At 40.7% G+C, this 23,489-nt stretch carries 22 protein-coding genes; 10 read left to right on the top strand and 12 right to left on the bottom strand.

Going from position 1 to position 23,489, the window contains the following annotated elements:
• Nucleotides 1-54: 54 nt before the first annotated feature.
• Together ACOQON_RS06990 and ACOQON_RS06985 are read left to right on the top strand one after the other, a co-directional pair.
• Nucleotides 55-3,246, top strand: coding sequence for an ATP-binding cassette domain-containing protein (locus ACOQON_RS06990; protein WP_420578209.1), 3,192 nt, complete (start codon nt 55-57; stop codon nt 3,244-3,246).
• A complete protein-coding gene (locus ACOQON_RS06985; RefSeq protein ID WP_420578208.1) occupies nt 3,243-3,623 on the top strand; it encodes a DoxX family protein in 381 nt (126 codons plus the stop codon). The genes ACOQON_RS06990 and ACOQON_RS06985 overlap by 4 nt, the downstream gene beginning before the upstream one ends.
• Here ACOQON_RS06985 and ACOQON_RS06980 read toward each other — a convergent pair.
• Genes ACOQON_RS06980 through ACOQON_RS06970 form a run of 3 tightly spaced genes read right to left on the bottom strand, consistent with a single transcriptional unit; the run spans nt 3,609 to nt 5,291 of the window.
• Complete coding sequence (locus ACOQON_RS06980; RefSeq protein ID WP_420578207.1) at nt 3,609-4,202, bottom strand: pseudouridine synthase; 594 nt, start codon at nt 4,200-4,202, stop codon at nt 3,609-3,611. The two genes, ACOQON_RS06985 and ACOQON_RS06980, sit on opposite strands and share 15 nt — an antisense overlap.
• Nucleotides 4,195-4,557, bottom strand: coding sequence for a VanZ family protein (locus tag ACOQON_RS06975; RefSeq protein ID WP_420578206.1), 363 nt, complete (start codon nt 4,555-4,557; stop codon nt 4,195-4,197). Before ACOQON_RS06975 ends, ACOQON_RS06980 begins: the two co-directional genes overlap by 8 nt.
• A gap of 2 nt (nt 4,558-4,559) precedes the next feature.
• Nucleotides 4,560-5,291 (bottom strand): MBL fold metallo-hydrolase, encoded by a 732-nt coding sequence (locus ACOQON_RS06970; protein ID WP_420578205.1) that lies wholly within the window; start codon nt 5,289-5,291, stop codon nt 4,560-4,562.
• A 41-nt stretch (nt 5,292-5,332) separates the two neighbouring features.
• Here ACOQON_RS06970 and ACOQON_RS06965 point away from each other — a divergent pair, with 41 nt between their 5' ends.
• Nucleotides 5,333-5,992, top strand: coding sequence for an alpha/beta family hydrolase (locus ACOQON_RS06965; protein ID WP_420578204.1), 660 nt, complete (start codon nt 5,333-5,335; stop codon nt 5,990-5,992).
• 313 nt (nt 5,993-6,305) lie between these two features.
• On the opposite strand, the gene ACOQON_RS06960 is transcribed toward ACOQON_RS06965, so the two are convergent.
• The 5 genes from ACOQON_RS06960 to rimK form a co-directional block, all read right to left on the bottom strand.
• Entirely contained in the window at nt 6,306-7,010 is a 705-nt protein-coding gene (locus tag ACOQON_RS06960) for a TIGR04283 family arsenosugar biosynthesis glycosyltransferase (RefSeq protein ID WP_420578203.1), read from the bottom strand.
• A gap of 55 nt (nt 7,011-7,065) precedes the next feature.
• Nucleotides 7,066-7,434, bottom strand: a complete 369-nt coding sequence (locus ACOQON_RS06955; protein ID WP_420578202.1) for a hypothetical protein — start codon at nt 7,432-7,434, stop codon at nt 7,066-7,068.
• Nucleotides 7,431-8,039, bottom strand: a complete 609-nt coding sequence (locus tag ACOQON_RS06950; protein ID WP_420578201.1) for a tetratricopeptide repeat protein — start codon at nt 8,037-8,039, stop codon at nt 7,431-7,433. Before ACOQON_RS06950 ends, ACOQON_RS06955 begins: the two co-directional genes overlap by 4 nt.
• A 3-nt stretch (nt 8,040-8,042) precedes the next feature.
• Entirely contained in the window at nt 8,043-8,888 is an 846-nt protein-coding gene (locus ACOQON_RS06945) for a Ku protein (RefSeq protein ID WP_420578200.1), read from the bottom strand.
• Nucleotides 8,889-9,060: 172 nt separating this feature from the next.
• A complete protein-coding gene (gene rimK, locus ACOQON_RS06940) occupies nt 9,061-9,945 on the bottom strand; it encodes a 30S ribosomal protein S6--L-glutamate ligase (protein ID WP_420578199.1) in 885 nt (294 codons plus the stop codon).
• A gap of 178 nt (nt 9,946-10,123) precedes the next feature.
• On the opposite strand from rimK, the gene tyrS reads away from it, so the two are divergent.
• Together tyrS and ACOQON_RS06930 are read left to right on the top strand one after the other, a co-directional pair.
• A complete protein-coding gene (gene tyrS, locus ACOQON_RS06935) occupies nt 10,124-11,401 on the top strand; it encodes a tyrosine--tRNA ligase (RefSeq protein WP_420578683.1) in 1,278 nt (425 codons plus the stop codon).
• Nucleotides 11,402-11,594: 193 nt separating this feature from the next.
• Nucleotides 11,595-12,269 (top strand): outer membrane beta-barrel protein, encoded by a 675-nt coding sequence (locus tag ACOQON_RS06930; protein ID WP_420578198.1) that lies wholly within the window; start codon nt 11,595-11,597, stop codon nt 12,267-12,269.
• A gap of 540 nt (nt 12,270-12,809) precedes the next feature.
• On the opposite strand, the gene ACOQON_RS06925 is transcribed toward ACOQON_RS06930, so the two are convergent.
• The gene (locus ACOQON_RS06925; RefSeq protein WP_420578197.1) at nt 12,810-13,769 is read right to left on the bottom strand and encodes a hypothetical protein; all 960 of its coding nucleotides are present in this window, start codon (nt 13,767-13,769) and stop codon (nt 12,810-12,812) included.
• A gap of 314 nt (nt 13,770-14,083) precedes the next feature.
• Here ACOQON_RS06925 and ACOQON_RS06920 point away from each other — a divergent pair, with 314 nt between their 5' ends.
• Nucleotides 14,084-14,512, top strand: coding sequence for a hypothetical protein (locus ACOQON_RS06920; protein WP_420578196.1), 429 nt, complete (start codon nt 14,084-14,086; stop codon nt 14,510-14,512).
• A 93-nt stretch (nt 14,513-14,605) separates the two neighbouring features.
• Here ACOQON_RS06920 and ACOQON_RS06915 read toward each other — a convergent pair whose 3' ends face one another.
• Nucleotides 14,606-15,682 carry an AI-2E family transporter gene (locus tag ACOQON_RS06915; RefSeq protein ID WP_420578195.1) on the bottom strand — a complete coding sequence of 359 codons (1,077 nt, stop codon included), beginning with the start codon at nt 15,680-15,682 and terminating at the stop codon, nt 14,606-14,608.
• Between the two features lie 65 nt (nt 15,683-15,747).
• Here ACOQON_RS06915 and ACOQON_RS06910 point away from each other — a divergent pair, with 65 nt between their 5' ends.
• A complete protein-coding gene (locus ACOQON_RS06910) occupies nt 15,748-16,323 on the top strand; it encodes a hypothetical protein (protein WP_420578194.1) in 576 nt (191 codons plus the stop codon).
• A gap of 1 nt (nt 16,324) precedes the next feature.
• Here the strand turns inward: ACOQON_RS06910 and ACOQON_RS06905 are convergent, their stop codons facing one another.
• A complete protein-coding gene (locus ACOQON_RS06905) occupies nt 16,325-16,774 on the bottom strand; it encodes a hypothetical protein (protein ID WP_420578193.1) in 450 nt (149 codons plus the stop codon).
• An 87-nt stretch (nt 16,775-16,861) separates the two neighbouring features.
• Between ACOQON_RS06905 and ACOQON_RS06900 the strand changes: the two genes are divergently transcribed.
• On the top strand, nt 16,862-17,260 hold the full coding sequence (locus ACOQON_RS06900) for a winged helix-turn-helix domain-containing protein (protein ID WP_420578192.1): 399 nt from the start codon (nt 16,862-16,864) through the stop codon (nt 17,258-17,260).
• On the opposite strand, the gene ACOQON_RS06895 is transcribed toward ACOQON_RS06900, so the two are convergent.
• The gene (locus ACOQON_RS06895; RefSeq protein WP_420578191.1) at nt 17,261-17,701 is read right to left on the bottom strand and encodes an OmpA family protein; all 441 of its coding nucleotides are present in this window, start codon (nt 17,699-17,701) and stop codon (nt 17,261-17,263) included.
• A gap of 113 nt (nt 17,702-17,814) precedes the next feature.
• On the opposite strand from ACOQON_RS06895, the gene ACOQON_RS06890 reads away from it, so the two are divergent.
• Both ACOQON_RS06890 and ACOQON_RS06885 read left to right on the top strand, forming a co-directional pair.
• A complete protein-coding gene (locus ACOQON_RS06890; RefSeq protein WP_420578190.1) occupies nt 17,815-21,039 on the top strand; it encodes a WD40/YVTN/BNR-like repeat-containing protein in 3,225 nt (1,074 codons plus the stop codon).
• A gap of 57 nt (nt 21,040-21,096) precedes the next feature.
• Entirely contained in the window at nt 21,097-23,454 is a 2,358-nt protein-coding gene (locus ACOQON_RS06885; protein WP_420578189.1) for a penicillin acylase family protein, read from the top strand.
• Nucleotides 23,455-23,489: the final 35 nt, after the last annotated feature.

Below are 23,489 nucleotides of genomic sequence, written 5' to 3'. Positions count from 1 at the left end.
TATATTTTTAGAGCCTCAACCTTTCGTTGGGGCTTTTTTTTACCAAAATAAACTATGACCGAATCCATACTTAATGCATTGGTACATCTTTTTGCAATTATTGAAAGCGCGAAGGAAGATACTGATGTAGTGGATTCAGGTGAGTTGGTCATCAAACCCTACCTCCAAAAAAATCTCAACAATGACACACTCACTGCTGAGTATATCAAGCTATTCTATGATTACCTGAACTTCTACAAAGATCAGCCAGCTCCCAAAGAATCAGATGGAATTGCGATTGACAGCACTAGCATCCTGCAAATAGCCAAAATTTGTAATCAACTTAATAAAGAATTACTCAGATCAGAACGCTTGATTGTATTCATGCAGCTCATGGAGCTTATCCGGGCTGATGAGAAGGTAACCGCCAAAGAAGAGGAGTTTGCAGCACTGGTTGCATTGAATTTCAACCTTGATCAGGAAGATGTTCTTAATCTCAAAAACTTCATTTTAAAGCCCAATGAAAAGGAGATTAATAAGGATAAAATCCTGATCATAGATAACAAGCAAACCGAGTGGCCTGAGGAAATGGCCTGGATTATTCGAAAGAAGAAAAAGGAAAATCAGGTCAGACATCTTTTCGTACAAAACCTATTCGGGAAAATCACGGTACTTTATCTCAAAAGTGTTGATACGTTTGTTTTCAGGTACGATGGCCCATTGAATTTATTTCTTGAAGGAATTAAAATCATTCCTGCCAAATCATACATTCTTAAGCCCGGCTCCATCATTAAGGGCCCGAATATTTCATCTATTTATGAGTCGGAGGTTACCAGGAAGTTTATTCAAGATGAAACTGCCACACGCGTTGTTTTAGCTGGTGAAAAAATTGAATTCAAATTCAAAAACAGCAGTAATGGCTTAAAACCATTCTCATTTTCCGAAGACTCAGGGCGTCTCGTAGGTATTATGGGTGGCAGTGGTACGGGTAAGAGCACTTTGATGAATATCCTGAACGGAAAAATACCGGTGGATGGAGGCAGGCTTCATATCAATGGATTTTCATTGGAGCAAGCAACCACCGAGGGAGTAATCGGATATGTACCTCAGGATGATTTATTGTTTGAAGAACTTACTGTCTATCAAAACCTTTTCTTCAATGCAAAGACTTGTTTTAGCGACTTTTCAGATGAGCTAATAGACAAAACAGTTCACAAAGTTCTGGATGATCTGGACCTGGAAGACATCAAAGATTTGAAGGTGGGAAATCCTTTAAACAAGACAATCTCAGGGGGACAAAGAAAACGGCTCAATATTGCTCTGGAGTTAATGAGAGAGCCTTCTGTCTTGTTTGTCGATGAACCTACATCAGGCTTGTCTTCAATGGATTCAGAGAAAATGATGGATTTACTTAAAGATTTGACCAGAAAGGGCAAACTGGTAGTAGCCATCATTCATCAACCATCATCTGAAATTTTTAAGTTATTCGATCGGTTATGGATTTTAGATAAAGGCGGATATCCCATTTACAATGGAAATCCAATTGATGCGGTGGTTTACTTCAAAACAATGAATACTCAGGTAAATGCCGCAGAAAGTGAGTGTCCCAGATGCGGGAATGTTATTCCGGAACAGATACTTCAGATCATTGAGGCCAGAGAGATTGATGAACGCGGAAGGAGTACAAAAAAACGTCGTGTAAACCCTTCCGTCTGGTATTCCAAGTACAAAGAGAATATTTTGCCCAAGTTAGTTCGACTGAAATATGACTCTGTGTTACCTCCTACCAATTTCCGCATTCCTGAAGGATGGGATCAATTTAAAATTTTCAGTAAGAGAAATCTGCTATCTAAAATATCGAATCGACAATATGTGCTGATCAATCTTTTGGAAGCTCCTCTCCTGGCGTTTATCCTTGGCTATTTTTCTAAATACTCACCGGAAAGCACCTATGAGTTTTCAGAAAACATCAATCTACCTGTTTATCTCTTCATGTCGATTGTGGTGTCGCTTTTTATGGGACTAACAGTCAGTGCCCAGGAGATTTATAAAGACAGGCAAATACTGGAGCGGGAGTCTTTCCTGAATTTATCTCGATTTAGCTACATCAATTCTAAAGTCACTTACCTCTTTGTTCTGTCTGCAATACAAACCCTCTCATTTGTACTTATTGGGAACTTTATATTGGAGATTCATGGAATGACCCTATACTATTGGGCAGTACTTTTTACCATATCATGCTTTGCTAATATGATCGGTTTGAATATTTCATCTGCACTGAATTCGGTCATTAACATTTATATTCTCATTCCTTTCATTCTGGTTCCTCAATTACTCCTTGGAGGCGCAATGATCAAGTTTGACGAATTACATCATTCACTAAACAATCAAAAAAACGTTCCAATAGTCGGAGATATGATGGCTTCAAGATGGGCCTATGAAGCGCTCGCTGTGGCACAATTCAGGTACAACGATTATGAAAAGCACTTTTTCGAGGTGAACAAGGAAATAAGTAAAAACTCGGTTTACCGCTCATTCATGGTACCCGAAATGATTAGCATTAACAATGAGATCCTCCGTGACAGTGCGGATTGGAGTGATAAAGAACGATCATTCAGGATTCTGAAAAATGAAGTGTCCAGATTAAATGAAGTCTATGGGTTAAGGGCTTTTCCATATTCAGATCAAATTAACTCACAATACTTCAGTACCTCGATAGCAAAGAGACTCAATGACTACTTTCTCTATGCCAAAGATCATTTCGCAACACAGTATATTCAATCTCAGAACAGAAGAGATAAACTATACGAACAACTTGTTGAAGATTTAGGACGTGAGGGTTTTGTAGAACTCGAAAAAAAATACCACAATGAGTTCTTGGCTGACTTGCTAACGAACAGGGCACACCTTGATATGGTATATCGAGGAGATGATCAGTTGATTCAAAAAAAGGATCCGATATACATGCTTCCTTACTCCAATATAGGAAGGGCACACTTCTATTCTCCAGTGAAGATTTTGGCAGGATATGAAATACCAACCTTCTATTTTAATATTTTCTTCATCTGGTTTATGACCATCTTATTATATCTGGCTTTGCTCGATAATACACTGAAAAAGATTATCAAGTTCTTTGAATCAAAAGAAAGAGATGAAAGCAAACCCAATTATTGGGTTCGTTTATGGGACACTATTTTAATTGTTATTAGTTCACCGAAAGTGTATAGGAGAGCTCGAAAAATAAAAAAAACAGCGGAAAGAGAATGATTTATTCAAATCTTGCATCCCTCATCATCAGACTCAGCTTCAGTGGCATGATGCTCACACATGGATGGGGCAAATTCAGTCGATTGCTATCAGGTGATTTATCTTTTGCGGATCCCATTGGAATTGGTGAAGCCCCGACTTTTATATTAGCTGTTATTGGAGAGTTTGTCTCACCTATCCTATTGATTGTTGGTTTTAAGACACGACTTGCATCCATTTTTCCTGCTGCCACCATGCTGGTTGCAGCCCTGATTGTTCATGCTGATGACCCTTGGGGTAGGCAAGAATTTCCATTGCTTTATTTCTTTGGTTTCGTGACCATTTTTCTATTGGGAGGTGGACGATACTCACTTGATTGGAGATTAAAGAAGGTTTAATTTCTTATAAATCACCTTTTCACTAATCTGTGTGATTTCACCAGATTCTAGTGGTTCTAATCTCAAATTTTCAATTCCCACCCTTATAAGTCGAAGTGTAGGATGACCAACTTTAGCCGTCATCCTTCTAACCTGTCGGTTCTTGCCTTCAGTTAGTTGTATTTCAAGCCAGGTTCTCTCCGGGTGCTTTTGGTAATTTACAGGTGGGTTTCGTTCAGGTATCTCAGGCTTGATGATTTTTACTGCAGCAGGTTTTGTTTTATGCTTCTTCCCATTCACATTGATTTCCACTCCTTTTTGTAGACTGCTGATTGCCGTTTCGCCCGGTAAACCTTCTACTTCTACCCAATAGGATCTGCTATGGTTATGCTTAGGATTTAACAGCTTGTTATTTAAGGATTTATCATTCGTTAGGATCAGAAGCCCCTCACTATCCAGATCCAGCCTCCCTACCGGATAAACATCCTTTGGAAGGTCTAGAAAAACCTCTCCAAGTCCAATATTGTCTCCTTCATTTGAGAACTGACTCAGTACCTTGAAGGGCTTGTGGATGATGAAGTAAAGCCTCTTTTTAGCCACGATCGAACAGTTTGAAAATCATAAACCCAATAAAAACCCCAGCAACATTAGCTCCGGCATCCAACCATTCAAAGAATCGATAGGAAAAAAACAGATATTGTACCAACTCCAAAAGCATACCGTAGAAGCATGCTATAAGCAACAACCAATAAGATTTCTTCCGAGTTAACATGCCAGCCTTTTTGTATGCCAGCAAAAAACTGACGATAAGAACAAAATAGGCCAAGCTGTGCTCTATTTTATCCAAATGACCTACTCCTTCAACCTGGATAGGAAATGCCAGAAAAGTAGATAATAGGAATATGCCTAATGCAACCAAAACTGCCGGAAGGAACCAAAGTATAGACTTATTCAAAATCAAAAAGTGATTTTCAGGCCATCCGTAAGACGATTCAATGAAATATCAGGAGATTCGATGACTTCATTAGCCATATGTGTCAACCATATTTGTTTAGCATTGAAGAGCTCTCTTTTCTCCAAAAGCTCGGAGTAGCCCAAATGCCCAAAACTAACCTGATCAAGAAAATTACACTCACAGATAAAAAGGTCAGAGACATCAGAAAGAGGAATCAAATGTTCTGTCCATGAAGTATCACCCGAAAAAGCAACCACTTTTCCCTCCCACTCCAGACGAATCATATGAGGAAATGACGGAAGACTATGTTCCGCTTTCCATGCTTTGATGACTTTTCCGTCTAGCTCTAATGGCACACCTTCTGTGTACTCATGATATGTCAAATCCATTTCCAGGGTTTTGGCCGCTGTGCCAGCATACATCGCTTCCTGAAGATCATAAACACGCTTAGCCACTCCCTCCGGACCAATAATGGTTAGCGGATTTTTTCTAGGATTTTCAAACATACTGCTAATCAAAAAGAATGGAATCCCTCCATAATGATCTCCGTGAAAATGTGTAATGATGATTGTCGATATGGATTCAAGATCAATCCCTTCATGTTTCAGTCGAATTAATGTTGAAGTCCCACAGTCCAACAACACTCGTTCACTACCATTAGAAACCAAAAAGGAGGTGTTATTTCTACCCCCATTTCCAAATGCATCACCACAGCCCAAAACAGTCAATTCCATAAAAATTCGATTCTTGTTTTTGCTCCTTGTAAATTTACCCTATGGAGTTATTCTTAAATGACAAACTTGGAAAAATCACTGCAGAAGTGGATGAAGCTTCTCGTCCTCAGGCTATATTAGTTCTTGCGCATGGCGCAGGGGCCGGTATGCATCATCCATTCATGAGCGATCTTGCGAGAGGAATTGCCGATAAAGACATACACGTTATTCGATTTAATTTTCCATATATGGAGCAAGGGAGAAAGTCGCCAGGCTCCCCAAAAGCGAACATAGAAACATGGAGACTTGTCGTGGATCATATTGCTTCAATGTACCAAGGACTTTCCATTTTCATTTCCGGTAAATCTTATGGGGGTCGTATGGCTTCTCATTTGATGGCCGAATCATCAAGTGATGCAGTTAAAGGGATTATTTACTATGGGTTTCCATTACACGCACCCGGCCGTGATTCAAAGGATAGAGCCTCCCACCTACCCGAGATCAAAGTGCCTCAGCTTTTTCTTCAGGGATCCAAGGATAAATTAGCCAATATTGACTTGATAAATGAAGTTGTTGAAGGGTTATCTAACGTAGAATTGGAGGTTATTGGGGATGGAGATCATTCATTCAAGGTGCCCAAGAAAAGCGGAAAAAAGAATGAAGAAGTGATGAACCATTTAATCCAGAAATCAGCAGATTGGATAAAATCACATCTTGATTAATTTAACGTGAGTTCGATGTAAGAAAATTGATAAATGCAAATTTGAGGTACTCAAAAGCGATTTTCCGAGAATTCATCCCTTCAGGGAGGTCAGGAGGGTGTTTTTTACACTTGACCTCTTAGGTTAAATCTATGAAACACCCCTATAATCCCCTCAAGGGGATATTTTCAGGGTAGTTTATATCGAACTCAGGTTAATTTAGGGTTATATCGAAAAGGAATACGAACGAACTTACTTTTGAACTCCTACCTTCTATTTGATCTTCCGGTATGTCGCTCATAAGGTGATAGTGTTACCTAAAAATAAGCTATTCTCAGCTATACTTCCCTTTAAGGGCCTGGTAATAGAATTCCCAGATGAGTTGCGGACTCTCCCCTCGCCGATACATCTTCATGGCCTTTAGGTTGGTCAATTGCACTTTCATGTAGGAATTTCTATCGTACTTTCTGGCTGATACTTTTACACTTTTAGGCAAAACGCCGAAACTGATGTTGTTTTTCTCTATCCGATCAATGATATCATAGTCTTCCATGATCACAAATCGCTCATTAAATCCACCGATTTCTTCAAATGCTTCTCTGGTAATAAATAGCGTTTGGTCTCCACCTCTACACCATTTGAATGGAAATCGGGTGAAATAGCCGTTGATATGTAACAGGGGGTTTTTAGGGTTTAAAAACCTGAAACGATAGCAACCGCTGTGAACCCCGGAACTGATTGCCTCATGAATATCCTCAACAAATGAAGTAACAAGTTGTGTGTCAGCATGTACAAAATAGAAAACCTCGCCTGTTGCTCTTTTTGCTCCCTCGTTCATCTGGTGAGCTCGCGAAGCGATCTTGGTTTGAACAGGATCAAGACCAAATGATTGAACCAATTTCAGGGTTTGATCTGTGCTACCACCATCAACGACAATAATTTCAAATCGATTTCTGCCCGGATGTTCTGCTAGAAACTGCAATAAATCCTGAATGCACTCTTCTTCATTCAGGGTTGGTATAATGATGCTGATAAACACTTTTTCAGTTTTATCAGCTATTTACGAAAGAAAGAGTGGAGCTGGATGAAATGTATCACATCGCTCTGCGATCCTGACTTCTCTTTCTGACAGGTCCTTTCGCCTTTTCCATAGGCTTCTTGGCCTTCATGATCATGAACTTAGCAGCCAGGTTCATCAATTCAGGCTGGCCCGAATAGCTGTATCCAAGATCTTTCAACTCTTCAATAATCTTGCTGTATTCTTCAGCTTTAGACAAGGAAAAATTGTCAGAATTCTGCAAATAAACCGCCTCAATCACACCCAATGAGTGTTTTAACATACGAAACAACCTCTGGTTTTTCGTTTCTCGTTCCTCCCGAAAATGTTTGGCATATACATCTGGCATGAGCTCTTTAAGTCGCTCGAAATGCTCATTAAGTACTGGGTGCTTATCCTGGGTCATTTGGCTATGGCGTTTAAGGTTTTGATGAGTTCATTTGCTACACTATGCTCCGAGCTTGGAGCTAATTCTACGAATTTATTGATGCTTTGGATGGCCCTCGTGTACTCTTTCAATGAGATGAGGACCAATCCAAGGTTATAATAACTGTTTGGATACTCCGGCTCAATCTGGCTTGATAGCTCATAGTGAACCTTTGCCAGCTCCAGATTTCCAAGATCTGAATACACATTGCCTAGATTGTAATGCGCTTCAAAATGCCTTGGATTCTTTTTTAAGCAAAGGGTCAGGTAATCAATGGCTTTACTTAAATCCCCCTGACCTGATTTTAAAATACCAAGATTGCAATACGCATCTTCAACTGATTGATCATTCTCAATAGCCAGCAGGTAATACTTCTCCGCCTCATCCTTTCCCGCTTCATCAAGCGTCAAAGCTTCTTCAAAAAATGATCCTGCTTTTGGCAGGGAGACAATGGGTGTGTCCGGCAATTGATCAAAAATATTCAGCTGTCCATAATCCTCCAGATTAGGCCGTCTTCTTCTGCGAGCCTTTTTAGGCCCTAGCTTCTGAGGCGGGTTTACTGGAAATTGAACAACTTTTGTCATTTCTTAGCTCGCTTTTCGCTTGACTTCTTTTTCTTCTTCCTTGGATTTCTTTGCCGCCTTTTTCATTGGCTTCTTCGTTTCTTTAGCCTGCTCGATGCTTGCTTTGAGGGCTGTCATGATATCAACTACTTCCGGCTCTTCCTCTACATAAGACACCACCTCATTTCCTTTGATCTTGTTGTCGATCATTTCACGAAGTGCATCATTGTATTTATCCTCTAATTCAATCTTCTTAAACTTCTTGGTCATGGATTTGATCAGCATGTTGGCCAGCTTTAGCTGTTCTTCATCCGCTTCTTCTTCAATCCGGACATTGGGAACGTCCTTAATACTTCTCACCTCATCCGGAAATCGTAATTTGTGAATCATGATGCCACGATCATGAGGAGTTAAAAGAACGGCACTCTCTCGGTCTCTCAAGACCACTTTTCCCACGCCAACTTTCCCTGACTCCCTCAAGGCCTGACTTAATAGCGCATATGTCTTACTCGCCACATCTCCATCTGGTCCGGCAAAATAAGGTGAATCATAAAGTGTCTCATGCACTTCACTGGCATCTACAAACCCTTCGATTTCGATGACTTTCGTGCTCTTCAATTTGACCTTTTCAAAATCATCCGGCTCTATGATTACAAACTGACCGGGTTCATACTGATACCCTTTCACGATATCTTCCTGGCGAAGCACATCACCCGTTACCTTATCACGCTTCTCATATTTCACCGGGTTGTTGGTTTCCTTGGAAAGCAGATTGAACTGCACTTTCTGAGCAGTATCAATGGCGTTATAAATCCTGATTGGGATGGTCACCATTGAAAATCGAATATGTCCTTTCCAGATTGCCCGCATGAGTGATGAATTTACTGATTTAGGCAGAAAATTAAAAATCTTTAATTATTAATACAAGTAAAAGTACTTAACTAATTGATTATTAATTTTTTATGAATTAGAAAGAAGCAAGACAGAATAATATTTCGTTAGTGAGTAAACCGATACAATTAGCTCATTATCAGATAATTATCTAATCATCGTAATCAGCATTGCGTTCGATATACTTTATAATTTCTCCGGCAATATCCTTCTCGGTAGCTGCTTCTATTCCTTCCAATCCGGGTGAGGAATTCACTTCCAAAATCAATGGACCCCTACTCGCCTGAAGCATATCAACACCGGCAACTCCTAAACCCATGGCTTTGGCTGCTTTGAGTGCTGCGCGCTCCTCTGCATCGGATAATTCAATGATTTCTGCTGAGCCGCCCCTGTGAAGGTTTGATCTAAATTCCCCCTCTTTTCCCTGACGCTTCATGGCTCCAACCACCCGGTCACCTATCACAAACACTCGAACATCAGCACCACCGGCCTCCTTAATAAATTCCTGAACAATCACGCGTGCTTTCAATCCATTGAACGCTTCAAGTACGGACTCTGCTGCCTTTTTAGTCTCCGCTAATACTACGCCAAGCCCTTGAGTTCCTTCGAGCAATTTGATCACACAAGGCGCGCCTCCCACTGCATTAATGGGTGTCTCTACATCTTTTGAATAGTTAGTGAAAACCGTTTTAGGCAGTCCCAACCCGGCCCTGGAGAGAATCTGAAGACTTCTTAATTTATCCCTTGAACGCACCAATGCGACAGATTCAGTCGTGGAGAAAACGCCCATCATCTCAAACTGACGCACTACGGCTGTACCAAAGAAGGTAACTGAAGCACCAATCCGTGGAATAATGGCGTGAACATCTTTAACCTTTTCCCCTTTGAAGTAAATCTTTGGTTTCTTCTTCTCTATTTCAATATTACACCGAGTGTGATCAATAAGGATCATATCGTGCCCCCTTTTCTCTCCTGCTTCGATCAGCCGCTTTGTTGAATATAGGTGGCCATTGCGTGAAAGTACTGCTATACGCATGCTTAAATAATTATAAAAAATTCCATTTGATGCCGACAAATATATGAGGTCATAGAGATCAATTCCTATTGATTGGAATCAACTTGAAAATTATTGAGCCCATTATGATATAAAAGTTCTTTTTGTTGACCCGAACGGACAACCCTCCTATTTTTGCGACCTTATTCAAATGAACATGATGAAGGATTTTGTAGAAGAGCTAAAATGGAGAGGCATGGTACACGATATCATGCCCGGAACGCAGGAAGAACTGAATAAGGGCATGACTGCCGCCTACATTGGTTTCGACCCAACTGCAGACTCCCTTCATATTGGCAATATGGTGCAAATCATGACGCTGGTTCATTTTCAACAATGCGGGCATAAACCCATCGCCCTGGTAGGTGGTGCTACCGGCATGGTGGGTGATCCTTCCGGTAAATCTGCAGAACGAAATTTGTTGGATGAAAAGACGCTGAATCACAACCTGTCTTGTGTAAAAAAGCAGCTGGAGAACTTCCTGTCATTTGATGGAGAAAACGCGGCTGAAGTCGTAAACAACTACGATTGGTTCAAAGACTTCAGTTTCTTAGAGTTTATCCGTGATGTTGGAAAGCACATCACCGTTAATTACATGATGGCCAAAGACTCTGTGAAGTCCAGATTGGAAACCGGACTTTCATTCACTGAGTTCTCATACCAACTTGTACAGGGTTACGACTTCTATTACCTATGGAAGCATAAAGGAGCAAAACTTCAGCTTGGGGGGTCAGATCAGTGGGGCAACATTGTTACGGGTACCGAGCTCATCAGAAGGAAAGATCAAGGTGAGGCTTTTGCCATGACAACCCCACTAATCACCAAAGCAGATGGTTCCAAGTTCGGGAAATCCGAAGGAGGCAATATCTGGCTGGATGCTGAGAAAACATCACCATACAAATTCTACCAGTACTGGATCAACTCGTCTGATGAAGATGTCGAGAAATACATCAAAATTTTCAGCCTAAAGAGCCGTAAAGAAATAGAAGGCTTAATTGCCGAACATAAAGAAGCACCACATCAGCGATTACTGCAGCGATCACTAGCCGAGGAGTTAACCGAACGTGTGCATTCAAAAGAAGATTTAGATACGGCAATAAAAGCCAGCTCTATACTCTTTGGTAAATCAACCACTGAAGACCTGGCAAGCCTGGATGAAAAAACATTACTTCAAGTCTTTGAAGGCGTGCCTCAAACTGAAGTGAAAAAGAGCGAGCTGGAAGGAAACGATGTAACGACTTTCCTGAGCGAAACCACAAAAAACATCATCTTCAAATCCAAAGGTGAGGCAAGGAAGATGATCCAGGGCGGTGGTGTGAGTTTGAATAAAGCAAAGGTAACTGCGCCCGACCAATCAATGGATTTTGAGCTCCTACAGGATAAGTACCTTCTTGCACAACGAGGTAAGAAGAACTACTACTTGATTAAGGTGGTGTAAAAGCTTAAAGTACCTCACCTTAACGGATCTTTCATCCAACCATCCCCTTCCACACCTAAAAAACAAATCGCAAAAACGAATAGGAGATTCCTGTTATCACTCCTATTTGGATATAATCGTGCACTTTACGTTATTTGAAAGGTAGATAACAGGAATATTCCTGTTATTATGATGTTAGAAGTAATAGACTACAATGAGAAAGATATTACTAACCTTTTGCTTTTTAGCCACTTTAACTTCATTAGCTCAAGAACTAAGAATTAATGCTTCTGGGCTAATTAGTGATAAATATTATTTTGAATCCAGAGAAGAATTTGCATTTGATAGAGATTATAAACCTAAACCTTCTTATTCGATTGGATTATCGTATGCGCCAAGGGTTGAAAAACTTTCATTAATATTTGGATTACACTATGCTCGTATTAGAGCAAAACATAACCTAATGGATGACGGATTATTCAATGGATCACAATTTGGTCCAGACCCAACGATCTCTCCAGTTGATAATGAATGGCAAACCGAAGATTTAGTTCTTAACCTCGATTACTTGTACCTATCAACTCAATATGTCTTTGCATTAAGTGATAATTGGTTCTTTTCTGCCGGGCCACAGATTGGTTATCTAATTAATTCTTTAAGAGAAAGTCACTCAGAAACACCAGAGGGATACAATGATGTGGAAATATCTAACAAATTTGACCTTGGAGTACTAATAGGTTTAGAGGTGAGACTGTCTAACAAGTTTGGTCTATTGACTAATTTTTACAATGGATTTGGCAAAGTTGAACCAAATGGCTTTGCCGATGACCTACATTATTCCAGAAATAGATACTTATCATTAGGATTGTCTTACCTATTAACTCAATGAAAAACATCTAACAAGCGCTATTAGGCATATGTCAACGTAGTTTTAAGCCAATTTTTTCTGAGCTCCCCGTTCTCTGCCCCTTCTGCATTATTCACCACCCCTTCCAAAGTCCATTGCTTCTGGCGTTATATCTTAGGTAACGCAGTATTTCATTGAGCAATTGGTGCGTATGGGTCAGGTTCACTACTTTCGTGCTAATCAATGCTATGGGACATACGCCCCATAGCTAGACGTTATAGGCATTTGTGGTGCTAGATAATTTTCTTCTCTTTCAATATCTTGACATAACCTTCCTGAGATAGAGTACACTTTGCAAACTCAACGAACTGCTTTTTGGATAATGAAATCTGTTTAGACATTTGAGAAATTAACCAGTCGCCAATTTCTTCATTGTTATGACTAAACTTTGTCCTACAACGAGTCAACTTCCCATCATACCAGAACTCTATTCTTTTGTGGTCAACGCTTTTATTGGTTGCCTCTTGGAACCCCTTCTTGACCATCGCCTTATATGTCTTTTTACTATCCAGAGGTGACATATTAGACAACTATAAAATTTAGAAATGATTTTATTGAAAGAACATCTTCGGTCAATTGCTCATCTGGCAATTCATTGTAACGATGATATATGTAATCAAACTCCTCGAAAAATAATTGTTGGATTTCTTCAATAGTCTCTCCTGAAACGTAGATACCTAATTCACTATTCTCAAAAGAATATCCTTCTTCATCGTGAATCATTTCACAATAGATAGGAAACTTCAACTCATAAGAATTCTCTTCGAATGTGATTTTACTGAAAGAGTATATCGGGTTCTTAACTTCTTCAAATAACTCCAGAACTTTTGGTCTTGCCTTGTTCCCTTTAATTTCTACCATCGCCAATGATGTTTTAATATCCTCTGGAGAGGGTTCAACTTGAATTGGTTTAGGTACCAACAACTCGTAATTCTGCTGTTTTGGCTTACTCAAAGTTCTAAGTTCTGAATTAGCATCTTTCCCAAATGAAGTTGTGGCTCTTTCGTTGTTAACTATTCCATCTATGATAGGCTTAAAAATCCTCTGTCTCTGAACGGGGGTATATTTTCTTGAAACCTCAGCTAAGTATTCCTCATCATTGTAGTCAGACTCTAATACTATAGACTTATAACTCTCAAATGCGCTTTTCTTCCATTCTCCTGGCTTTTTGATTAATGGAATATTCTGGCTTTGTGTAACAAAGTTTGGCGAAATGGACATTCCATAACTTTCAAATTTGAGATCAACGATCACAAGAGAGTTCTCACTAAAAAGACCATCCTTGATTCGTTTTAACTTCTTTCTATCTTGCTCAACATTAATTTTATCATATTCTGCTTCAATAAACGAAAGGTATGAATCAGTTAAGCTTTTTAGAACCTTGACGACATCATCCACGCTAACAGCTCCGCCAAATTTTGGCTTGGAGTTTAACTTAAAAAATACCGATTTCTCTCTTAACTGTTCTATAAACTCATCCATTGGACTACATATGAGTTAGGAACTTGCAAAATACGATGAATAGTGAATTATTCAAACATATAACGGAAGTACAGTCCTATAACAATCACTAAATTTAAACATACCAAAGTGCCTCTTCAGCTTCAGAGTAGCCCTACCGCCAATCTGCGCCTCCTGCAAGCGACTGTTTCCTTCTATAAATTTTGTGGTTTTGATTACCACTTTCACAACACAGTAATTCTGAAACAATTGTGCTTGCGGCTCAGATCATCTAGATTAGTGTCAATTAGCTAAGTGTTCACACACAATCTGAATGTTAGCTGTAACTTTTCGCTATGATTGCAAGATTACTACTAATACTGACTATATCATTTTTTCTGACACACAATTCATCATCCCAAGAAGTAAGATTTGATGGGGTTTATGAGACTAACTGCGACTGGGAGACCGATGACGAAGAAGGTGAACAGGGATATCTAAGGTTCTACAAGAATGGTAAAGTAATTAGTACTGGTACAGATTGTATGGGAGAAGCAAGTGAACTTAAAGAGTGGTTCACCCTCGAAAATAATTACGCTGGAACTGGTGATTATACTATCAAAGACAGCACGATAACCTTTACCACAACCAGTAAAGTTGGCTCAGTAGAGTATTCAGGTACTATTATGAAAAATGGAAAGCTAAAACTTAATTCAAAGAGCTTTATAAATGGTTATGAAGGATCGGAGGAATATCATTTTGTTCAAATAGACGGCTTAAAATAAGCGAAGGCATTAAACTTTCCCGTTCAGCTTCTCCTCTAGCGCGGAAGTTTCTTCCGTGCATTCATAAATGCAAAACATTACACTGAACCCCAGCTATTTCTTCACCAACTGCTTCTTATCCATCAGCCGAACCACCACTCCAGCATCGGACATATTCTCCAGAATGACCTTAAATAGGAAAGTAAGAGGTACAGCCAGCAGCATCCCTGCCGTGCCCCATAGAAACGCCCAGAATACAAATCCGAAAAGAACGGATACCGTGTTCATGGAGAAGCTATCCCCCATCAGCTTCGGTTCAACCACATTTCCCATAATTAATTGCACGCCTTCCAGGCAAACGAAGATGACAAGCACCTGGGAGACGGAGCTGGAATCGATAATTCCCAGAACAAGCGGTGGAATGATCGCGATGAGTGATCCGATATAAGGAATGTAATTCAGGACGAAAGCCAGGAAGCCCCAAAGCAATGCATAGTCGATTCCAAAGAACCAACAGATCAGGCCAATGGCTATTCCGGTTAAAATACTGACGAACGTTTTTACCCTAATGTAAGAACCAACAGAATCCTTGATCCGATTGAAAACCTCCAGTGATTTTTCCTTATTTCTATTATCGGCTCCCACGATATAAGAAACGGTTTGATCATATTGGGTGATCGCTCCTAGTAGACCGGCGAAATAAAGGATGGTCATTAAAAGCTCGGCCGCCATCCCACTGATGCTGTTGATAAACGAGCCGGAAGCAGACCAAAACTGACCGGTTTGAACCATCTCCACCACCAAATCTCTTAGTTCTCCCTCCTTGAAAGTAACCCCGAAATACATGGTGTAATCATTGATAAAGGGTCTCACATCATTGGAAATACTGTTGAGTATTGCATCGCTATTTTCGATGAGCGCCTGTATCACATTGTAAATCCCAAACCCTATGAAAAAGAATATAGTCATGGTAAATAAGGTGGTGAGTCCTATGCTGACGGAGATTGGGAAAAAGCGCTCCAGAAGGTGCACAAGTGGCTGAAACAGGATAGCAAAAAATAAAGCGAAGAATAAAGGCACCAGTAGATTTGACAACTCACGCATCAAATACAGCGTGGCTATGCCTAAAAAAATCATCAAGATGATCTTGATGTGCCTCAGGGATCGTTCCATTTCGGTTTGTGAACTCATACCCGCAAAATAATTGAATTCATGCAGGAAACTTTTAACTTTAATGAGATTCAACCCTTTGAACCATGAAAAACATCATATCCCTCTTTACGCTATTTCTTTTTTTCATCAGCTGCACCGGGCAGGAAATCCCTAACAAAGACTATCAAATAAAAACAGCCGTCTTAGCCGCTCCCGAAAACCAGCGTGCTGAAGCAACCATATTGGGTTTCAATGGTGATGGTCAGGTTGTTACCTTACGAGAAGGTACAAATGATTTTGTCTGCCTGGCTGATGATCCTGACAAAGAAGGATTCAGTGTGGCAGCCTATCACAAAAGTCTGGAACCATACATGGCCCGTGGAAGAGAGTTGAAAGCTCAGGGATTAAGCTTCAAAGAAGTATTTGATAAAAGAGAAGAAGAGGTAAAAGCAGGAACATTGGTAATGCCGGATAAAGCCACATTGTACGTGACAACAGGAGATCCCAATGAGGAAACTGGTGAAATCGATAATCTGTACACCCGATATGTGATATATATTCCTTATGCTACAGAAGAGAGCACCGGTATGTCATTAAGCCCACCAGCTCCGGGTGCACCCTGGATCATGGATCCGGGCACTCACCGAGCCCATATTATGATTAATCCACCGAAAAAGTAATTCATCGTTTGAGGAAAGATATCATAGTCTTAAAGCACCAAAGACAAACAATAAAAGTTAGAACTCCTGTAACTTCAAAAAGCAAATCATTGGGCAGCTCGTACTTCGGAGGTGGGTACATGGACTGAAGAATAGTTTCACCAACACCAGCAAAGTAGAGCAGGTTTTTGAGGAGATGATTGTAAAGTCCTTCATAAACTCCAATAGCAAGCACAAAGAAAAATCCTGCAACGATTACGAAGGTCCATTTCAGCCAAACTTTGCCCCATTTCCAATATATGATTAGTATGATATAGGATAATATCAGCCATGTGAAACCCTGATACGCAATATGATTGCGCCACGGAGTTTCATATAGCCAGGCACCATAGACATGATGTAGTGATGTTATTAGGTAAACCATCAGAATAGATAGCGCCACCCTTGAAGTTGGTGTGTGAAGTAATTTCATTTTGCAACATTTCTTAGTGTTTATCAATCAAACCTAGCATGCTAAGACATGAAAATGTGTATTTAGAACATTGAGAAATTGTTGAGAATGAAACCCACATACATAACCAGGAATCTAAAATTATTATCAGATGAAAATCGAATAGTAAACATGACTACAAGGGAAGTAACTACTATCGAGCCACGATTGACCCAAATATTAGAAATACTTATTTCCAATCGAGGACGAGTGGTGAGTAGGGATTCCATAATTGAAGTAATCTGGGGCAATTATGCCAGTGGTCCTGAACTACTCACACATTCAATTTCAATGATAAGAAAAACAATAGGTCATGATTCAATTATAACGATTCCTAAAAAAGGCTACATGATAAACCCGGTTCCGCTTGAGCAACCCAATCGTTTTGATTTATTTGGGAAGCACCTCTGGATAATGATAATTGTAGGTTTGGCTATTGTAAGAATTTTATTTTCATGGCATCATTAATTACATAACAACCGGCCAGAAAATAATATCTACCCTCCTGTTCTTGCGGCGGCCTTCCCAGGTGTCGTTATCATACACAGGATTGAATTGACCGAAATCACGCTTTTCGATCTGATTAGACTGAAAATCCAGATTAAGCAATTCTTGTATCACCGCATTGCCTCTCATCTCTGAGAGCCATTCATTGTAAGCCGCTCCACCTATGTTATCAGTATGGCTATGAATGGTGATGGTATAATCACGAATATCCTTTACCGAATCCACAAGATGTTTTAGCTCATCAAACTGATACTCGTCCACATAATAACTACCTCCTCCGAAGTAAATGCTTTTTAGAATGTATGCGTCCTGCTGATCTTGAGCTTTTAGAAAAAGCGCTGGAAAAACAAACAATATGGTGATCAGGATTCGCACGATATAAAATAAACGATCATCATCCATCCTTGTTTCGAAGCTTTATCTTGCTAATCTGCCATTCATCATTTTAGGTCTTTGCTTGTCCGCTATCCTTTTTAAATTACTCTCAAACTCTTTCAACTAGAAACCTTTAAGATATGAAGTACAAATTACTCACATTGCTTCTTGCTTTCAGTTCTGCAGCAGTTGCCCAAAAACTGGATATGGAAGCTTTCAAAAACATGGCTCCTCGTAACATCGGGCCAGCAGGTATGTCCGGTCGGGTTACGGCCATTGATGTGGTCACGGATGAACCAGACGTCATGTATGTTGGGTCTGCATCAGGTGGTGTGTGGAAATCCACCAGCGGAGGCATTGACTGGGAGCCGATCTTTAATGATCAAACCACTGCCTCTATTGGAGCGGTTGCAATCCAGCAATCAAATCCATCTGTGGTATGGGTAGGAACCGGTGAAGGAAACCCAAGAAACTCATTAAACGGTGGTGATGGCATCTATCGCACATTAGATGGTGGTAAAAACTGGCAGAAGATGGGACTGGAAAAAACCCGTCATATCCACCGAATCATCATTCATCCGGACGATCCCAATACCGTGTATGTTGGGGCAATAGGATCACCCTGGGGCGAGCACGAAGAGCGTGGAGTTTACAAAACAACAGACGGTGGTAAAACATGGAAAAAAATCCTTTTCACAAACATTCGATCCGGAGTTGCTGAACTTGTCATGGATCCTACCAATCCAAACAAGCTGATTGCAGCGATGTGGGAACACAAAAGGGATCCATGGTTTTTTAAATCAGGTGGTCCCGGATCCGGTCTATATGTAACTCATGACGGAGGAGAAACCTGGAAGCAGCGAACCGAGGAAGATGGTCTTCCATCCGGTGAATTGGGACGAATAGGTTTAGCCATTGCCCCTTCCCGACCGAACGTGGTTTACGCGTTGGTAGAATCGAAGAAAAATGCCCTTTATCGTTCGGATGATGGTGGCTTTAAGTGGAGAAAAATCAATGACGGTAGTGACATAGGCAATCGTCCATTTTACTACTTTGAAATCTATGTAGACCCTGTCAATGAAAACCGGGTTTACAGCATTTTCACTTATGTAAATGTTTCAGTAGACGGAGGTAAATCATTCTCACAATTGATGGGAGCATATGGTGTGGATAACGGAGTTCACCCGGATCACCATGCCTGGTATATCCACCCGAAAGATCCAAACTTCATGATGGATGGAAACGATGGTGGTTTGAATATCACGAGAGATCGAGGCGAAACCTGGCGATTTGTTGAAAACCTTCCGGTAGGACAATTCTATCATATCAACGTAGACAATGAAACACCATACAATGTATATGGCGGTATGCAGGACAATGGATCATGGGCTGGTCCGGCATATGTCTGGAAGGCACAGGGAATAAGAAACCACTACTGGCAGGAAATTTCCTTTGGTGATGGTTTTGACGTACTTCCAGATCCACGAGACAGTCGATATGGAATATCAACCTCTCAGCAGGGTTATGCTTCAATTTACGATAGAAAGACCGGCTACAATGAAAATGTCAGACCGACTTATCCTGAGGGCGATGTTGAATTAAGATTCAACTGGAATGCCGGAATGGCACGTGACCCGCAAAATCCGGCTACCGTTTACTTCGGAAGTCAATTTGTTCATAAAAGCATAGATGGTGGTCAGAACTGGGAGATCATCTCCCCTGACCTGACAACTAACGATCCGGAGAAACAAAAGCAAGGTGAAAGTGGTGGACTTACCATGGACGCTACCGGAGCTGAAAATTACTGTACGGTTATCGTCATTGAGCCTTCACCACTTAACTCAGACCTCCTTTGGGTTGGAACGGACGATGGAAATGTACAGCTATCAAGAAACGGTGGAGATACCTGGACGAATGTTGGAGATCGCTTGCCTGGATTGCCTAAAGGAACATGGATCACACAGATAAAAGCATCCAACAAAAACGAAGGGGAAGCACTACTTGTAGCTAATGATTACAGGAGATTCAACTACACACCTTATGCGTATCGCACGAGAGATTACGGTCAGACGTGGGAACGAATTGTAGACAGCAATGATGTAGTAAGCTATACCCTATCCATTATAGAAGATCCGGAAGAATCAAGACTATTATTCCTGGGAACTGACGATGGATTATACGTATCAATTGATGCGGGTGCAAACTGGACGAAGTGGACAGAAGGGTTCCCAACAACCAATGCGTACGATCTGGTTATCCACCCGGAAGAACACGATTTAGTTATTGGAACATTCGGACGTTCGATCTGGGTAATGGATGACATTCGTCCACTCAGAGAGATTGCTAAAAATGGAAAATCCACATTGGATAAAAAGCTGAATGTCTATGACCCGCCGGTTGCTTATGTAGCTTCTAATCAGCAGCCAAAAGGCTCACGTTTTGGTGGAGATGCGCTGTATAATGGCGAGAATAGACCTTATGGTGCAATGCTGACCTATTCAATTAATCGCCCGGAGGAGAAGAAGAAAGAAGAGGCAGAAGGCAATAAAAAAGGGAAGAAGAAAAAGGATGAGCCGATGGATGAAGAGAAGAAAGATGAAAAGGTTTCCTATGATTCGCTTACTGTTGAAATATTGAATGGAAATGAAGTAATCCGTACATTGAAATCAAAGGCACCTGAAAAAAACGGCATCCACCGTACTTTCTGGTATATGGATGAAAAGGGAACTGACCGAATGAGCCGAAGAGATCGAAGAAGCAATCGAGAATCAGGTGGTGTTACCGTTTTACCGGGATCATACAAAGTTCGGTTCACATTTGGTGATCAGAAAGACTCTACCAACATAGAGGTGCGATATGACCCAAGAATAGAACTTTCTAATGCAGCCATTCGAGCAAAATACAATACCCTAAAAGAACTTGAATCTAAGTATTCAATGGGCGTAAAAGCTGTAGATCGGCTTAAAGAAAGCATCGATATAGCTCAGGGAATACAGGGAGACCTGAAGAAGAAAGACAAGGAAGGGTACAAAGAGCAAATCGAGCTTTGCAAAACGACGATTGACACCCTGAACAGCATGCTGGACGTATTCCTGGGAAAAGAGGATGATCGACAGGGAATTACACGTGGTACGCCAAATAGTGTAAGCAACTCTTACGGTTCAGCTTATTACTACACTTCAGGTGCATTGCATGCACCAGGTGAAACCGAGCAAAAGTTGATCAACAAGTTTGAAGAAGATTTGACTGAAGCAATGGAGATGGTAAATGGTTACTACAACGAAAAGTGGCCAGAATTCAGGTCCGCTGTAGAGGGACTTGACACCTCCCCTTTTAAAGACTATGAAGAAATAAAAGAAGAGTAATATGAAAAGCCGTCTCAAATTGAGGCGGCTTTTTTATTTTACTTCAAATTGATTCACATGAAAATTTTAAAAATTCTTGGTTTACTCCTGCTATTCATTATTCTTGGTGTAGCTGGCTATGCTTTTTACCTTAAATTATCACTCACACCCTCCTACTCAGGTGAAAGAGTGCTTACTGGTTTATCCGGAGATGTGGATATCTATTTTACCGAACATGGAGTCCCTCATATCTATGGAGAATCCGAAGAAGATACTTATCGTGCATTGGGGTATATCCATGCTATGGAACGGCTCTGGCAAATGGATTTATTGAGACATGTAGGAAGCGGTAGACTATCGGAATTATTCGGTCCCGATATGATTGAAAACGACAAATTTTTGAGAACAATGGGTATCAGTAAATATGCCAGAGAATCAGCTTTGGAATATGAAAAACGAAACCATAAAAGCTTACCGCTGGTAAAAGCCTACATAGCAGGCATTAACGATTACATCGCCAATAACCCTAAACCCCTAGAGCATACGATTCTTGGACTGGACGTAGCTCCATTTGAAATTCAGAATGCCTTCGAAATTCTAACCTATATGGCATTCAGTTTTTCAAATGCACATATCACTGACCCGGTGCTGACAGAACTCTCCAATAAACTGGACTCTTCTTATTTGAAAGACCTGAATATCTATCATTATAAAGGCGAGTCAACACTTCGTTCATTTGATAACAGATATAGCATCCAGGCAGAAAAGACGGTTTCTGTTTTGAAATCCCTTGGTGTGCCTGAATTCATTGGAAGTAATAGCTGGGTTGTTTCACCCGAGAAAACATCAACCGGCGAAGTACTCTTTTCGAACGACCCACACATTGCATTCTCTCAACCTTCTGTTTGGTATGAATCTCATTTGATCTATCCGGAAAGCGAATATTACGGATATCATGTGCCGGGAGCACCCTTCCCACTACTCATGCATTCAGAGCAAAAAGCCATTGGGCTGACCATGTTTGAAAATGACGACATGGATTTTTACATAGAAGAAATCCACCCGGAGGATTCAAATAAGTATATGCACAAAGATGAATGGAAAGACATAGTAATGGAACAGGAAGAAATCAAAGTGAACGGACAGAAGCCCATTCAATTTACCATCAGGAAAACAACACATGGCCCCATTGTCTCAGACATCCTGACAGAAGAGCCTCTTGAAGATATTGTGAGCATGTATTGGGTAAACACCAACTTCCCAAGCTATATGATGGAAGCGGTTCACGGACTTGTTTCTGCAAATGACTTGCAGGAAGTAGAAATGGCTGCATCCATGATTCATGGGCCCGGACTAAACATCATGTACGGTGATAAAGATGGAAATGTGGCCTGGTGGGCAGTGGGTAAACTACCAATACGCAGAGATGAGAGAAGCAGTAAGACATTTTATGATGGATCTACCGGATTGGATGACACTGACAGCACATACGCTTTCTCTCAAAATCCACACGCGATTAATCCTCCATGGGGATATGTACACAGTGCCAATAACCAACCGGATACAGTGAATGGTGTTGTCTACTCGGGCTATTACCTGCCCGACGATCGAGGGGAACGAATCACACAGTTTTTAGCGGACTCCTCCCTCTCTGTTGATCACATGAAAACGATGCTTTTGGATGACCACTCTGTGATGATGAATGAGATAAAAGGGATCATGCTTCATGCGATTAAAGATACAGAGAGAGGTGATTTGCTCAGAGAGTTGATCAAATGGAAAGGTGATTTTAATCGGGATGATTTCAGACCACTGATCTTTCAGAAATGGGTCAATGAAACATTAAAAGCAGCTCAGAAAGACGAGATAGGCAAAAAATTGTGGCCCTTGTATAAACTTACACATACTTACAAGGTAGCAACCGAACACCTGATCAAAAACAAGAATTCCAAGTGGTGGGATAATGATACGACGGAAGTGATTGAGACCAGAGGAGACATTATTCGACAGGCTTTCGAAACAACTATCAATGATCTCACTATTCATTGGGGTGATGACTATACCCTTTGGAATTGGGGAAGTGCGCATGCACTAAAGCATAAGCATGCAATGGGCGATATCATTACATTTCTAAATGTGGGGGACTTCCCTGTCTCCGGTGCAAATGAGGTCCTCAACAATATGGGATATACGTACAGCGAAGAAAAAAATCAAACCATCCGATTTGGGCCTTCTACACGCAGAATTGTAGATTTTTCCGATGTGAGAAATAATAGTTGGAGTATCCTTCCGACCGGACAATCCGGTAATTATTTCAGCCCCTACTATGCTGATCAGGCCGAAATGTTTGCAGAAGGAGTGTTTAGAAAAATGATGATGAATCACGAAGTAATCAAACAATCAAAAAATAAGATCACTTTGACTTCCAAAGACTGAACCGGAGGTATCAATGACATGTTACCTTTGTGTTG

The sequence above is a fragment of the Ekhidna sp. genome (assembly GCF_965221965.1).
GTDB lineage: Bacteria > Bacteroidota > Bacteroidia > Cytophagales > Cyclobacteriaceae > Ekhidna.
Note: the sequence above shows the minus strand (reverse complement) of the source record. Positions and strands in the feature narration are given on the sequence as shown.

Excerpts from the sequence above, each read along its gene's own strand:
- ACOQON_RS06910 (WP_420578194.1), top strand. The coding sequence starts at position 15,748 with ATGAAAAACATCATATCCCTCTTTACGCTATTTCTTTTTTTCATCAGC.
- ACOQON_RS06890 (WP_420578190.1), top strand. The coding sequence starts at position 17,815 with ATGAAGTACAAATTACTCACATTGCTTCTTGCTTTCAGTTCTGCAGCA.
- rimK (WP_420578199.1), bottom strand. The coding sequence starts at position 9,945 with ATGCGTATAGCAGTACTTTCACGCAATGGCCACCTATATTCAACAAAG.
- ACOQON_RS06885 (WP_420578189.1), top strand. The coding sequence starts at position 21,097 with ATGAAAATTTTAAAAATTCTTGGTTTACTCCTGCTATTCATTATTCTT.
- ACOQON_RS06925 (WP_420578197.1), bottom strand. The coding sequence starts at position 13,769 with ATGGATGAGTTTATAGAACAGTTAAGAGAGAAATCGGTATTTTTTAAG.
- ACOQON_RS06985 (WP_420578208.1), top strand. The coding sequence starts at position 3,243 with ATGATTTATTCAAATCTTGCATCCCTCATCATCAGACTCAGCTTCAGT.
- ACOQON_RS06920 (WP_420578196.1), top strand. The coding sequence starts at position 14,084 with ATGATTGCAAGATTACTACTAATACTGACTATATCATTTTTTCTGACA.
- ACOQON_RS06955 (WP_420578202.1), bottom strand. The coding sequence starts at position 7,434 with ATGACCCAGGATAAGCACCCAGTACTTAATGAGCATTTCGAGCGACTT.
- ACOQON_RS06945 (WP_420578200.1), bottom strand. The coding sequence starts at position 8,888 with ATGCGGGCAATCTGGAAAGGACATATTCGATTTTCAATGGTGACCATC.
- ACOQON_RS06900 (WP_420578192.1), top strand. The coding sequence starts at position 16,862 with ATGAAACCCACATACATAACCAGGAATCTAAAATTATTATCAGATGAA.
- ACOQON_RS06970 (WP_420578205.1), bottom strand. The coding sequence starts at position 5,291 with ATGGAATTGACTGTTTTGGGCTGTGGTGATGCATTTGGAAATGGGGGT.
- ACOQON_RS06915 (WP_420578195.1), bottom strand. The coding sequence starts at position 15,682 with ATGAGTTCACAAACCGAAATGGAACGATCCCTGAGGCACATCAAGATC.
- ACOQON_RS06930 (WP_420578198.1), top strand. The coding sequence starts at position 11,595 with ATGAGAAAGATATTACTAACCTTTTGCTTTTTAGCCACTTTAACTTCA.
- ACOQON_RS06905 (WP_420578193.1), bottom strand. The coding sequence starts at position 16,774 with ATGAAATTACTTCACACACCAACTTCAAGGGTGGCGCTATCTATTCTG.
- ACOQON_RS06895 (WP_420578191.1), bottom strand. The coding sequence starts at position 17,701 with ATGGATGATGATCGTTTATTTTATATCGTGCGAATCCTGATCACCATA.
- ACOQON_RS06990 (WP_420578209.1), top strand. The coding sequence starts at position 55 with ATGACCGAATCCATACTTAATGCATTGGTACATCTTTTTGCAATTATT.
- ACOQON_RS06950 (WP_420578201.1), bottom strand. The coding sequence starts at position 8,039 with ATGACAAAAGTTGTTCAATTTCCAGTAAACCCGCCTCAGAAGCTAGGG.
- ACOQON_RS06965 (WP_420578204.1), top strand. The coding sequence starts at position 5,333 with ATGGAGTTATTCTTAAATGACAAACTTGGAAAAATCACTGCAGAAGTG.
- tyrS (WP_420578683.1), top strand. The coding sequence starts at position 10,124 with ATGAAGGATTTTGTAGAAGAGCTAAAATGGAGAGGCATGGTACACGAT.